The organism is Dyadobacter sp. UC 10 (assembly GCF_008369915.1).
Classification (GTDB): domain Bacteria; phylum Bacteroidota; class Bacteroidia; order Cytophagales; family Spirosomataceae; genus Dyadobacter.
Genome location: NZ_VSRN01000001.1, coordinates 1,468,001 through 1,481,129 on the forward strand (window position 1 = coordinate 1,468,001; position 13,129 = coordinate 1,481,129).

At 44.1% G+C, this 13,129-nt stretch carries 18 protein-coding genes; 16 read left to right on the top strand and 2 right to left on the bottom strand.

Annotated elements, in window-relative coordinates:
* Window positions 1-15: 15 nt before the first annotated feature.
* Both FXO21_RS05770 and FXO21_RS05775 read right to left on the bottom strand, forming a co-directional pair.
* Window positions 16-225, bottom strand: a complete 210-nt coding sequence (locus FXO21_RS05770; RefSeq protein ID WP_192579169.1) for a helix-turn-helix transcriptional regulator — start codon at window positions 223-225, stop codon at window positions 16-18.
* The gene (locus tag FXO21_RS05775) at window positions 222-455 is read right to left on the bottom strand and encodes a helix-turn-helix transcriptional regulator (protein WP_225865582.1); all 234 of its coding nucleotides are present in this window, start codon (window positions 453-455) and stop codon (window positions 222-224) included. Before FXO21_RS05775 ends, FXO21_RS05770 begins: the two co-directional genes overlap by 4 nt.
* 144 nt (window positions 456-599) lie before the next feature.
* Between FXO21_RS05775 and FXO21_RS05780 the strand changes: the two genes are divergently transcribed.
* The 16 genes from FXO21_RS05780 to FXO21_RS05850 all read left to right on the top strand — a co-directional run bounded on the left by FXO21_RS05780 (window position 600) and on the right by FXO21_RS05850 (window position 13,115).
* Window positions 600-827 carry a SymE family type I addiction module toxin gene (locus FXO21_RS05780; protein WP_149639207.1) on the top strand — a complete coding sequence of 76 codons (228 nt, stop codon included), beginning with the start codon at window positions 600-602 and terminating at the stop codon, window positions 825-827.
* A gap of 41 nt (window positions 828-868) precedes the next feature.
* Window positions 869-1,102: a DUF433 domain-containing protein gene (locus FXO21_RS05785; RefSeq protein WP_149639208.1), complete on the top strand. Its 234-nt coding sequence runs from the start codon at window positions 869-871 to the stop codon at window positions 1,100-1,102.
* Complete coding sequence (locus FXO21_RS05790; RefSeq protein ID WP_192579170.1) at window positions 1,086-1,409, top strand: DUF5615 family PIN-like protein; 324 nt, start codon at window positions 1,086-1,088, stop codon at window positions 1,407-1,409. The genes FXO21_RS05785 and FXO21_RS05790 overlap by 17 nt, the downstream gene beginning before the upstream one ends.
* Window positions 1,410-1,418: 9 nt before the next feature.
* Window positions 1,419-2,219 carry a penicillin-binding transpeptidase domain-containing protein gene (locus tag FXO21_RS05795; protein ID WP_149639209.1) on the top strand — a complete coding sequence of 267 codons (801 nt, stop codon included), beginning with the start codon at window positions 1,419-1,421 and terminating at the stop codon, window positions 2,217-2,219.
* Window positions 2,220-2,344: 125 nt separating this feature from the next.
* On the top strand, window positions 2,345-2,752 hold the full coding sequence (locus FXO21_RS05800) for a Dabb family protein (protein ID WP_149639210.1): 408 nt from the start codon (window positions 2,345-2,347) through the stop codon (window positions 2,750-2,752).
* Between the two features lie 257 nt (window positions 2,753-3,009).
* The gene (locus tag FXO21_RS29165) at window positions 3,010-3,492 is read left to right on the top strand and encodes a DUF6934 family protein (protein WP_409014831.1); all 483 of its coding nucleotides are present in this window, start codon (window positions 3,010-3,012) and stop codon (window positions 3,490-3,492) included.
* A 319-nt stretch (window positions 3,493-3,811) separates the two neighbouring features.
* A complete protein-coding gene (locus tag FXO21_RS05805) occupies window positions 3,812-4,138 on the top strand; it encodes an ArsR/SmtB family transcription factor (RefSeq protein ID WP_149639211.1) in 327 nt (108 codons plus the stop codon).
* The gene (locus FXO21_RS05810) at window positions 4,131-4,625 is read left to right on the top strand and encodes an SRPBCC family protein (protein ID WP_149639212.1); all 495 of its coding nucleotides are present in this window, start codon (window positions 4,131-4,133) and stop codon (window positions 4,623-4,625) included. The genes FXO21_RS05805 and FXO21_RS05810 overlap by 8 nt, the downstream gene beginning before the upstream one ends.
* A gap of 163 nt (window positions 4,626-4,788) precedes the next feature.
* A complete protein-coding gene (locus tag FXO21_RS05815; protein ID WP_149639213.1) occupies window positions 4,789-5,676 on the top strand; it encodes an oxidoreductase in 888 nt (295 codons plus the stop codon).
* A 66-nt stretch (window positions 5,677-5,742) separates the two neighbouring features.
* Window positions 5,743-6,552 (top strand): helix-turn-helix domain-containing protein, encoded by an 810-nt coding sequence (locus FXO21_RS05820; RefSeq protein ID WP_149639214.1) that lies wholly within the window; start codon window positions 5,743-5,745, stop codon window positions 6,550-6,552.
* Between the two features lie 147 nt (window positions 6,553-6,699).
* The gene (locus FXO21_RS05825; RefSeq protein ID WP_225865583.1) at window positions 6,700-7,539 is read left to right on the top strand and encodes an SMP-30/gluconolactonase/LRE family protein; all 840 of its coding nucleotides are present in this window, start codon (window positions 6,700-6,702) and stop codon (window positions 7,537-7,539) included.
* Between the two features lie 136 nt (window positions 7,540-7,675).
* Window positions 7,676-10,084: a TonB-dependent receptor gene (locus FXO21_RS05830; protein ID WP_149639216.1), complete on the top strand. Its 2,409-nt coding sequence runs from the start codon at window positions 7,676-7,678 to the stop codon at window positions 10,082-10,084.
* A gap of 4 nt (window positions 10,085-10,088) precedes the next feature.
* Window positions 10,089-11,045 (top strand): DUF4249 domain-containing protein, encoded by a 957-nt coding sequence (locus FXO21_RS05835; protein ID WP_149639217.1) that lies wholly within the window; start codon window positions 10,089-10,091, stop codon window positions 11,043-11,045.
* 369 nt (window positions 11,046-11,414) lie between these two features.
* On the top strand, window positions 11,415-11,825 hold the full coding sequence (locus tag FXO21_RS05840) for a hypothetical protein (protein WP_149639218.1): 411 nt from the start codon (window positions 11,415-11,417) through the stop codon (window positions 11,823-11,825).
* Window positions 11,826-11,945: 120 nt separating this feature from the next.
* A complete protein-coding gene (locus tag FXO21_RS05845; RefSeq protein WP_149639219.1) occupies window positions 11,946-12,638 on the top strand; it encodes a DUF421 domain-containing protein in 693 nt (230 codons plus the stop codon).
* Window positions 12,639-12,713: 75 nt separating this feature from the next.
* On the top strand, window positions 12,714-13,115 hold the full coding sequence (locus tag FXO21_RS05850; RefSeq protein ID WP_149639220.1) for a DUF1398 domain-containing protein: 402 nt from the start codon (window positions 12,714-12,716) through the stop codon (window positions 13,113-13,115).
* Window positions 13,116-13,129: the final 14 nt, after the last annotated feature.

Below are 13,129 nucleotides of genomic sequence, written 5' to 3' on the forward strand. Positions count from 1 at the left end.
GATAGAAAATTGCTTTCACTTAGAGGATATGAAAAGCTCTCTAACATCCACATCCAGCAACTTCGCAATCTCATAAAAAGTCTCGATCGTAGGTTGCATATCATTTGTGCACCAGCGAGATACTGTTGATTTATCTTTGCCAGTTACCGCTGCTAACCATTTGGCCGACTTTTCCTTTTCCGCGAGAACAATCTTAATCCGATTATACTTTCGTTTAGACATCATTTCTTACTTGAAACCAGAAGCTCGCGAACGTCGACTTCAAGCACATCTGCAATCTTAAAGAGTGTCTCAATAGGTGGTTGTACATCATTTGTACACCACTTCGAAACTGTGGTTTTATTCCTATCCAATTCCTCTGCCAGCCAAATATTAGTTTTCCCCTTCTCCGCAAGAACTGCTTTTATTCTATTATAAGTCTTGTTTTCCGCCATTGAAGTGATATCAAGTACCATTTTAGTGGTAAGATAGCCACAACAAAAAACTTAAATTTCGAAAATAAATAGTATATTTAATCACTTAAATATCTTTACAAAACACTATAATTGCATATAATGACACTTATTACCAATTTTGATAAAATCATTTAAATCCACGCGATGCGCATCCTATCACCCAAAGCCCGCCAACTAAAAATTTATTCCAAGTATCAACAACCTTCACAATGGAAATCGAAGTTAGTCCCCGAAATCCGGCTTTGTGGAAAGTGGCTGGAAGATATGGGCTTTGATTACGGAGAGCACGTCACCCTTCGGTTGGAAGGTGAGAGACTGATTATTGAGCCAGTCGGTGAGTTGAGGAAGAATCCGCAGCTTGAAATCTGGTGAAAAACATTAAATTTGGTTAAACTACTAGCGACTTTAAGATTATGGAAGGTAATGTAATCAACATAGATCCCGAGATTATGGGCGGTACACCCGTGTTTTTTGGTACGCGGGTTCCTATTAAAAACTTGTTTGATTACCTCGAATCAGGAGATTCGATTGAGACATTTCTCGAAGATTTCGATGGAGTTTCAAGAGGCCAGGTTGTCAAGGTTCTAGAAATGTCGCAAAAACTCATAGAAACATCTACGCACATTTTGAATGAAAATTTTGCTTGACGAATGTGTTACCAAGCGACTGAAAAAGCACCTTTCAGAATTTGAAACTCTTACGGTCCGCGAGCTTGGTCTTGGCGGGACTAAAAATGGTAGGTTGATGCAGTTTTGTGTCGACAATCATTTTGACATGTTACTGACCATTGACAAGAATATGGTTTATCAGCAAAATATGGACAAATATGCCGTCACTATTGCTGTCTTGAATGCTGCGAGCAGTAAGATCGAAGAGCTTCTAACCTTTTTACCAAACTTCAAATCTCAAATAATACATTTCGAAAAGCATCGCATTTACATTCTTGATAAGTGACAATAGACAATGTCGAAACGAATTTACTTATTATCGATTTCCATAAGCCTCCTCTCCCTCTCTGCCCTCGCTCAGAACCTCACTACCCCATTCAAAAATTGCAACCTCACCGGCAGCATCACCATTTACGATTACAAAAAAGGAAAATGGCTTACTAATGATGAAGGGGATTCCCGTCGGCAAACACAGCCGGCTTCTACATTTAAAATCATTAACCTGCTCATTGCCCTTCAAACCGGGGTAATCAAAGATGAAAATGAAATCGTGAAATGGCCTGGCTCTACGGATACCACGCTTTACGGTTACCGGCCGGAGATTTACAAAGACATTTCTGTCAAAGAAGCATTTGAAGTTTCGGCTGGCTGGGCGTTTATTGAGCTGGCAAAGAAGGTTGGGCGCAAGCAGTACTTGCACTACCTCAAAGCTGCAAGGTATGGAAATAACAACCTGTCTGAAAAAGGCGACGACTTCTGGAATTTCGGTGCATTTGGCGTTTCTCCGCGAAATCAGATTACATTTCTGACGGCGGTTTATGACGGTAAAACGCCTTTCTCAAAACGCAACCTCGATATTCTTAAAAAGGTAATGGTCAACGAGCAAACTGATGACTATACACTCCGCGCCAAAACAGGCTGGACGCGTGTGGATGGCAATGACATCGGCTGGTGGGTTGGCTATGTGGAGCGGGAGGATAACGTCTACTTTTTCGCTACGCGGGTGACGAAGAAACGGAGTACTTTAAATGCTGATTTCGGGAATTGCCGGAAGATGATCACCAAGGCGGTGTTGAAAGAGATCGGGGCAATGTAGCTGTTAAAATCGGATCGCAGCATAAGTCAGCAGGTTATACACAAACTTTTAACCTTTTTAAGTATCATTCTGCAAAGCTTGGCAACAACTGCTATTTTTGGAAAAACGATATTCAAACTCAAAGCATGAACAACTCCCGTCGTAAATTTATTGCCAGCTCGGTGGCACTGGCAGCAGGAACCGCTACCGCAATAGCTTCTTCAAATGAGCCCCAGAAAAGCAAATATCCGCTGGTACACCACGTATTTTTCTGGCTTAAAAATCCTGGTTCTGTGAAGGATCGCGACAGGATTATTGAAGGTTTGAAAACATTAAGAAAAATAGAGGCGATTAAAGAATTGCGCATCGGCGTGGTTGCCAGCACTGAAAAGCGTGACGTAGTCGACAACTCGTGGGCTGTATCGGAACTGATGTTTTTTGAAAACGAAGCGGCCCAGAAAATATATCAGGATCACCCTATTCATCAGCAGTTTATCAAAGATTGCAGTGCGTTATGGGATAAAGTGATTGTGTACGACGCGATGGACGTGTAGGTCTGGCGGTTTTCGTGACACTTAAAAAAGAGGTGATTGCAAATGTGATCGCCTTTTTTTGTGGCATATCAGCTGACTCTTGCGCATCACGTTCAACTGCATACTCCGCCAAATCACTAATCGGTTGCCTTTTAGTAATTCTAATAGAAAAATTTCGTTCTTTCCTTCATTTTGCTATGACGACTAAAACGATCGGGAATGGCAAATGTTTCCAACTCTTATGAAATTCAGGAAACCCAGCTATCAGCTGGTTACAGATTTTTTTTCATGAAGGACTTAAAGATGTTCCAAAAGTAGTTGAGTATTCCTACATACAACTGTTTGAAGACCGCGAAGTCTATAATCTCGGTTTTGGAGATTACTGCCCTGAATTAAAGGAAGTACGAGACCAGGTAAAATCAAACAACGGCGATTCCTACAAAGTTTTCCGGACAGTTCTGTCGACAGTGCCGATATTTTTTGAAAGGCAGCAACATGCAATCTTAATGGTTCAAGGAAGCGATGGCGGTGCTTACCTTATAGAAAATTGTCGTAAAAGCTGCACGAAACGCTGTGTCGGGTCTTGCAAAAAATCAAATCAGCGCATTACCGTGTATCGCAATTTTGTAGAAAAAAACTTCCTTGAATTAAGTATCGACTATTGGTTTCTTGGAGGATTTCTCTCAACGGAAATACATACGAAAATTGAGCGCTATATCCCTGGACATAAATACGATACGATCTTACTTTTTAAGAAATAGTTATAACTTTATTATATGAAACCGAAAAAAAACGACATTGCTAACCCTACGGAGGAGTCGACCGCAAAGTATTTGAAACGACTATCAGAGCGAATCGGTGACAGAGATTTGTTTCCTGAAAAAACTGCCAGAGCCAGGAAATTTCTTAAAGAACTCAGAGAAAGTCATCAAAGCCTAACCCATTGATTACAAGGTGTCACAAAATGACACCTTTTTTATTTCCACGGCGAAAAACAAAAAAGTTTAAAGGAATTTTGCGCAACCGATCGATTGCATATATATTTACAATCAATCAGTTGCGCAACAAAATTGAAATGAAATGAGACGAGATGTTTTTCAGGCAATTGCCGACCCGACGAGGCGGGAAATTATTGGCCTGATTGCTAAAAAACCGATGACGCCGAATGCTGTCGCGGAATCATTTGATGTGAGCCGCCAGGCTATTTCAAAGCATATCAAAATTCTGACCGAATGCGGCATTCTGGCGATCAGGCCTTACGGAAGAGAACGCTATTGCTCCGTGCAGCCTAAAAAACTGGCGGAAATAGCCGACTGGATCGAACCGTTCCGCAACATGTGGGAAGACCGGTTTGAAAGACTGGACGACATTATTGATAATCTAAAAAAAGACAAAAAAAATGGCTAGTAACAACAAAACACAGATCATCGTAGAGCCTGGCAAACAGGAGCTATTCGTAATCCGCGAGTTCGATGCGCCCCGCGATATTGTATTCAAGGCATTCAGCGACAAAGACATTCTGGTGCAATGGGTTGGGCCAAAAGAAATGGGTATGCGCTACGAAAAATTTGAGCCAAAAGAAGGTGGCTCTTACCGCTTCATCAATACACTTCCAGATGGAACTGAATTTTCTTTTCGCGGAGTTTGCCACGAATTCACGAGACCTGAGCGGATTATACAGACTTTCGAATTTGAAGGTATGCCAGAAAAAGGGCACGTAATTCTGGAAACCTCCCGTTTTGAAGAACTTCCCGGAGGCCGGACAAAGTTTACAGTCCAATCCGTATTCCAGTCGGTTGCAGACCGCGACGGAATGGTAGCTTCGGGCATGGAGCGCGGCGTGGTGGATTCATACGAGAAACTGGATGAATTGTTGGCAAAAGATGCCAGTTAAGAATGGGGCGGAGCTGTTAGGAATGTGACGGGACAGTAATTTATCCGAAAGAATTCGATTCCGTTTAGTGAGCTTTTTAACAAACCAACTTTGAGCTTTTCAGCAAAGTGGCTGTCTCCTTTGCAACCGACCTTTGTTATCGTTAATTCAAAAAAAGAAAACGATGACAAAGGTTTGGTTTATTACAGGCAGCTCCCGTGGATTGGGAAAAAGCCTCACAGCAGCAGTATTGAAAAGCGGCGACAAAGTGGCTGCGACTGCACGCGATACGCAACACTTAGAAGCATTAGTCCAGCAATTTCCCGGTCAGATCTACCCGATCCAGCTGGATGTTACTGACAAAGCGCAAATTTACGCTGCGGTTGCAGATGCAATTCAGCATTTTGGAAAAATCGATGTTCTGGTAAACAATGCCGGATTTGGCATTACCGGCGCAGCCGAGGCGTTTACAGACGAACAGGTTCAGAGTCAACTCAATACGAATCTGCTCGCGCCTATCGAAGTTACGCGTGCCGTATTGCCGCATATGCGAAAGCAACGCTCGGGTTATATTCTGCAAATCAGCTCGATCGGTGGACGTGTGGGCGGTGCCGGACTGACTATGTACCAGGCAGCGAAATTCGGCCTCAGTGGTTTCAGTGAAGCACTTGCCAAAGAAATTGGGCCATTAGGAATCAAGGTTACATGCATTGAACCAGGCGGATTCCGTACCGATTGGGCAGGTTCTTCTATGACTTTTGCGCCAGAAATTGAAGGGTATGAGGCTACTGTCGGCGGAATTAAACAGTTCCTGACGAGCGGTTCTTTCGTTCCCGTGGGTGATCCTGAGAAAGCGGCCAAAGTAATGGTGGAATTAACAGATCATTCTGAGCCACCTTTACATTTAGTACTTGGAAGTGAGGCGATTGGCATATTACAGCGGGCGGATGCAGCCAGACAGGCTGAGATGACCAAGTGGCTGTCGGTCAGTATGTCTACCGACCATGATAACGCCGAAGAATTCTTTGAGTCAGAAGCAGGGAAAGTTTTTCAGAGCATGAAAGGCGTTTAAATCAATAGCATTGCAGAACAAATCCGGGCTGCAATGCTGTTTTATTTTTTATAAGTTCATAACCCAATGAAACAGCCAGTCGAAGAACCGAAATTGTCACAAATTGCGTATTCCTGTTACTATGCGAGAAACAGGGAAGGTGAACAGTTTGTACCGGAACATGTACTGAGTTTTCAGATTGCAGGCACGCTGATTCTTAACGATGGCATTCAGGATTTTACAAGCAGGGAAGGAGATTTCAGGTTGATCAGGCGGAACAAACTGGTCAAATTCAGTAAACGGCCACCCGAAAACGGGGAATTCAGGTCGATATCGATTTATCTGGATCAGCAAACGCTACGGGTGGTCAACCGGGAATTTGGATATGACGCTGTGCAGCACCAGAATGGAAAAGCTGTTTTGGAGTTAACATCAAACAAACTGCTGACGAGTTATATGGACTCTCTGATGCCCTACCAGGAATTTCAACCGCCTACCAGTCCACATTTAATGTCTCTAAAATTGAAAGAAGCGATTTTGATATTGCTTCAAACCAACCCGGAACTCAAAAATTTGCTATTCGATTTCAGTGAACCAGGCAAGATTGATCTCGAAGGTTTTATGAACCAAAACTTCCATTTCAATGTGCAGCTGAAACGATTTGCTTATCTCACAGGCAGAAGCCTGGCGACGTTCAAGCGGGATTTTGACAAAATATTCCACACTTCACCCAGTCGCTGGCTGTTACAAAAACGGTTGGAAGCGGCGCATTATCTGATCAAGGAAAAAGGTAAAACCCCTTCTGAGGTATATCTTGAAACCGGGTTTGAAGACCTTTCCCATTTCTCCTTTGTGTTTAAAAAGGCATTTGGAGTAGCTCCGTCAAGAATCGGATAAGTAAGGAACCAGAAGCTGACTGCTTTTAAAACAACCGGGACCTACTCCATCCGGCATTGTTTTGATATGAAAAAGACAGCAAGTATTTGTTCAATTTTATCCGGGTTAGCGACTTTGCTCTTCCCGGCCTTACTTTCAGCACAGATAATGGATTCAAAATCGATAGTGGCAGACGGCGCGAAGGTTGAAAAGCTCGGCGATGGTTACAAATTTACCGAAGGCCCGGTTGCAGACAATAACGGCAATGTTTTTTTTACGGATCAACCTAACAACAAAATCATTCGTTGGGACGCAGAAACGAACAAATTTTCTGTATTCTCAGATCATGCCGGCCGGGCAAATGGAATGTATTTTGACAAAAAAGGCAACCTCGTTGCTTGTTCCGACGAAGACAACCAGGTCTGGTCTTTTGATAAAAATGGAAAGCCTACGGTATTGGTAAAAGACTTTGAGGGTAAGTTACTAAATGGCCCCAACGACCTTTGGATTGATGCAAAAGGTGGAATTTATCTCACAGATCCGCTTTACAAACGCGATTATTGGAAACGCGACCCGAAGATGCAGCAGGATGGAGAGCACGTTTATTATCTCGCGCCAAAGGCCAAAACGCTGATCCGCGTTGACGATCATATCAAAAAGCCCAATGGCATTATCGGCACCAAAGACGGAAAAAAACTATATGTAGCAGACATTGGCGACAATAAAACCTATGTGTATGATATTCAAAAAGACGGAACTTTGGCCAACAGAACACTTTTTGTCTCCAAAGGCTCCGACGGCATGATCCTCGACTCAGAGGGAAACCTTTACGTTACCGGTGATGGGGTTACCGTATTTGACAAGACGGGTGAGAAAATCGCCCATTTTCCGGTGCATAAGGGATGGACCGCGAATGTATGTTTTGGAGGAAAAAACAATGACATGCTGTTTATAACCGCGGAAACAGCGGTTTATGGATTGAAGATGAAGGTAAAGGGCGTGAAATAGCATTCGGCTCACGGCTTTCATTGAGGTAAAGGAGGTTATGTTGAACCTCCGTGGGTAGACTTCCGGTTTATTGCATTCTAAGGCTATACTATATATTTGGTCAGGTCGTTACACAAGACGAACCTCGTCTATGCCTATGCGTGCTTATTTTACCAGTCTATTTCTTACTCTTTCGGCTGTCGCTTTTTGTCAGGAACGCATCACGATTAGTGGCTTTGTAAAAGAAAACGGAAGTCAGGAGCAATTACCGGGCGTAAATGTGTATATCGAAAATTCGCCTTACGGAACGGTTACCAACACTTACGGTTTTTACTCGCTCACGGTACCTGCGGCGGACACTGCCATACTTTCGTTTTCATTTGTAGGCTACGAAAAAGTCAGCCGGCCCATTGTTCCGGTCAAAAACATCCAACTGAGCATATTTCTTTTTACCGTAAACCAGCTGGAAGAAGTGCTGGTTTCGGCTCGCAAACAGGAGGATTATGTGAGCCGGAGCGTGCAAATGAGCAAAGTGGAAATCCCTATTCAACAGCTCAAAAAGATCCCGGCCTTTTTCGGTGAAAAAGACGTATTACGGGTATTGCAGCTTATGCCCGGGGTTCAGAAAGGTACGGAGGGTCAAACAGGACTGTATGTGCGCGGCGGCGGTCCTGATCAAAATCTTATCATTCTTGACGATGCGGTCGTTTACAACGCCAATCACCTTTTCGGCTTTTTCTCGATCTTCAATAGCGACGCATTGAGAAGCGTAGAGCTGACCAAAGGCGGGTTTCCGGCTCGGTATGGCGGCAGGCTTTCTTCTGTTCTGGAAATGAATATGAAAGAAGGCAGCAAGGAAAAGCTGCACGGAGAAGGCGGAATCGGGCTGATATCTTCAAGACTTACACTGGAAGGGCCGATCTCAAAAGGGAAATCATCATTTCTGATCTCGGGCCGCAGGACCTACATTGATGTACTGGCGGCGCCATTTATCGCGCAATCCCAGAAAGGGTCGGATAGTCAGGTCAAGCCAGGCTATTTTTTTTATGACCTCAATGCAAAAATGAATTACGACCTGGGTAAAAAAGACAAGCTTTACCTGAGCGGCTATTTTGGAAGGGACAAGTTTCACGCAAACGAAAAAAGCTCCGATTCGGAGACCAGGGCGGGCCTTGCATGGGGCAACGCAACCGCTACGATGCGCTGGAACCACCTCATTAACCAAAAGCTCTTTGTCAATACCTCCCTCATTTACAGCAACTTCGACTTCGGAGTTTCCAGCTATTCCAATGAAGCTGGTTTTAATGGGAGTACCGGCGACGAGTTCAGCCTTGAATACAATTCTAAAATCCGCGATCTCGGCATTAAAACGGATTTTGATTTTTATCCTTCCACCAAACATGCCATTAAATTTGGCGGGCAGGCGACCTTTCACAAATTTGTGCCTTCTGCACTCGCTATCGCAGGCTCTTTCCTCGACAATCCGATTGAACGCTCAGTCCGACCGGTTAAATCACTTGAAGCCGGGGTCTATATCGAAGATACCTGGCAGGCACTTGATGCTTTAAAGATCAACGCAGGGTTAAGGGTGAGTTTGTTTCAGACAAAAACGAAAAATTATGTTCGTCCCGAACCAAGGTTTTCAGCAGCTTTAAGACTGGCCAAGGACCTGTCCTTTAAAGCTTCCTACGCACAAATGAACCAATATGTTCATTTGCTTTCCAACACCGGCCTCGGATTACCGACCGACCTTTGGGTACCCACCACGGACCGCGTGGCTCCACAGCAGTCCCGGCAAGTAGCGATCGGATTTGCAAAAGATCTGGACCGCCCGGCACTCACATTTACGCTGGAAGGCTATTATAAGATCATGAACAACATTCTGAATTACAAAGAGGGATCTTCCTTCCTGAGTTTCAATGGTGAAAATGCAAATGAACTGAGCTGGGAAAACAATGTTACTTCGGGAAAAGGCTGGTCTTACGGCGCTGAATTTTTAGTTCAAAAGAAAACAGGCCGCTTCTCAGGCTGGATTGGTTACACATTATCCTGGACCTACTGGAAATTCCCCGAGCTGAATTTCGGCAAAACGTTTTTCCCTCGCTACGACCGCCGCCACGACCTTTCGGTTGTAGGAATTTATGAGCTGGGCAAACGCATTACCCTCAGTGCGACGTGGGTTTATGGCACCGGAAACGCACTCACCTTACCAATCGCGACTTATACCGGGCTGCGCGACAATTTTATCCCGCGCGTGATGCCGAGCGGACAGACGATCATCGACTGGGGCGGCCGGGAAGTGAATGAATACGGAGAAAAAAACAGTTTTCGCGCCGAGCCTTTCCACAGAGCAGATGTAGCGATTCAATTTCACAAAAAGAAAAAACGGCACGAAAGAACCTGGGAATTTGGTTTCTATAATATCTATAATAGGCGCAATCCGTTCTTTTATAATATTGACAATGAGAGTATTACGGAAGGATCCGTAACGAGAAGCAAGAAGACTTTGAAACGATATTCGCTTTTTCCGATCCTTCCTTATTTCAGCTACAATTTCAAGTTTTGATGCAATGAAAACGAAAATCAGCATTTTCCTGATTTGTATAGGGTGTATCGGTCTCACTGCCTGCGAATCGCTTGTGACGGATATCCCCGAAGCGGATCTGCCCAAAACAGAATCCAGGCTCGTAGTCCAATCTTTTATTGCTCCCGAAAATCCGAAAACATACGTGGTGGTAAGTCAGTCGGCGCCATTGTTCGGGCAAAACAGTCCGGTAGCCACACTCATTGCCGGTGCATTGGTCAGGATCTCGGATGGAAGCCGGGAGGCCATCGTTCCCTATGATTCCGTAAATATGCTTTATTCAATTGATAAAGGAAGGTTTCCGATCGAGGCTGGCAAAAAATACAGCATTACCGTTTCGGACGGGAAACGGACTGTCAACTCCTCCTGTACAGTGCCGGTTAAGCTGGCGGTTCCCAAAAGCTATGAAATAGATACTTCCTATTCCAGTGGTTTTGACACGGATACGATGCTGACCTTGAAAATGCAGTGGGACGACATTGCGGGAGAAACCAATTTTTACCGGGTAAGAGCCTTTGTCGACCTGGAATACAGCGTTCCCGATGGTACCACCGTTGAAGATTTCAAGGAGCGGCGCATACGTAACCGTTTCAGTGTCAATTGGGAAGAAACGATCGGGCGGGACAACTTCCAGAGTGATGCCAGCCTCGACGGGACTACATTTACGTCTCCATTGGGTAAACTGAGGCTGCCTGGTGTAACCGGCTATGATTTCGGAAACGGAAATGTATTCACCGTTTATCCAAAAGCAAAAATCATTTTGGTGACGATGGAAGTTTTCAACACAGACGAAACCTATTACAAATACCATAAATCCCTCGACAACGCGCGGAATTCGGATAATCCTTTTGTAGAACCTTCCCTTGTTTTTACAAATATAAACGGCGGCCTGGGCTGTTTTGCAGCGTATCACATTGGCCAGCTGATCTACCGGCCAAAGTAAAATCAGTGTACTTTGTCTATACCCCGCGCGTTCTACATTTTAAGACAAACTGAGGTCAAACCACCTCAAAATGCGCTTTCTGTTTCTTCTAATTTTACAAGAAAATACATCATTTGCCCAATTAAATCACCAGAATAGTCACCCATTGGAAGCTATTTTGAGAAATTCACTCCCTTTCCATCCAGCTCAAAACCGAACAGGGCGTAAGTGTCACTTTAAGGCATAATTTTTTCTAAATTCTGGCTACACTCACTATAAGGCTTCTCGAAGCGATAAATTCTGTTAACCACCTCTAAAACAAAGAGGTTTAAAATATATATGTATCAGTTTGATATGATATCCTATTAACAACCTTAAACAAAATTAGTTATGGACTTGCAAGGAACTGATAAGGATAAAACAAAGAAAATACATCCTTCAAATAAAGATACAGGTGAACCCGATACGCTTCTCGAAACACTCGAAGACCTGAAGGAAGACGGTTTCACTTACGATTTTAACCTCACCGCCCACGCGCTTGAGGTTCACAAGGAAGACGGAATATGCCTTAACCTGTCACCTGAGGATTTTGATATTGTACAGGTCTACCGGTTTGAAGGTATGACTGATCCTTCCGATATGTCAATCCTGTATGCGATCGAATCGAAGGATGGATTGAAGGGAACGCTGGTCAGCAGCTACGGCGTATATGCCGATGCGATGACCAATGAGATGATCAAAAAACTGGACACCAGAAGCTCACTGATCGTTCACCACGACGATGAAGATATTGCGCATTGACCTGCGCTTTATTCACACTATAATTGACTTTAATAGAGAGAAAAGATGTTACGTTGGCCATTTGGTGTAATGTAGCATCTTTTCATGTATCAGACCTGTCAGCTAAATCTTCTTATTGTAATGAAAGACATTCTGGAATGGGAAAGAGTATTGCTTAATGAACTGCCTCCCATTTTTCTTGTCGAGGTATTGGTACGTTCAGTTATCATGTTCGTTTTCCTGCTGGCTGCACTCCGCATAACCGGAAAACGTGGCGTCAGGCAGCTTTCGATATTCGAAACGGTGATCATTATTGCGCTTGGTTCGGCAGCCGGCGACCCGATGTTTTATGAAGACGTGGGCATTTTACCTGCACTGGTAGTTTTTGCAACTATCATTATGTTGTACAGGGCAGTAACCTGGCTCACTGGTAAAAGCCAATTTTTCGAGAAAATGGTCGAAGGTAAAACAGTCTGCCTAATTCACGAGGGCCGGTTTTCAACCTCTGAATTTTCAAAAGAAACGCTGGCACAGGACGAATTTTTCTCAGAATTGCGGTCAAGGAGTACCGAGCACCTCGGCCAGGTTCGCAAGGCTTATCTGGAACCTTCGGGCGAAGTAAGTATTTTCTTTTATAAGGACGATGAAGTGAAGTATGGCTTGCCGTTGTTGCCGGAGCTTTATTACAAAAAGAGCAAGACAGTACTGAGTGAAGGTTATCATTCTTGCTCATTTTGCGGCAACACGGAAATTTTGCAGCCAGGTCCACACATCTGTCCGGTTTGTCACAAGGACGAGTGGGTGAGCTCCATCAATTCCTGCCGAATTGGATAAAATTTTGGTCAAAAAACATTGAAAAAACACTTGGCACAGCTATTTTAAGGCTTTTGCTTCTAAAAGGACACGGCTATGGAAATGATAGAATTAACCGAAGAATTGATCCGATCGGCTGAAGAGCGGTCGATGGGGCAGTCATACCCGCATTTTGTCAAAAACCTGAAAGCGATCGGTGTTGATAATTATGAGGTACGCGTGAGAGATCACCGACGTACTTATACTGCGGCAAATGGTGATAAGCTGCAAATTCCGGGCGAATACCCCGAGTTTGAATGTGCGGAAGCCTTTGAACTGGAAGATGTGAAAAAAGCAATCAAACGAAGTCAGGACGGAGAAATAGATTACCAGACTTTCCTGAGAGAAATAGGCGCGGCGGGCATTCACACGTATGTGGCCGATCTTGCCGGTATGACGATTATTTATCAGGGTCCGAACTCGGAATATGAATACGAGGAGATTATTCCGGAAGTATAGCCTGGGGCGTTATC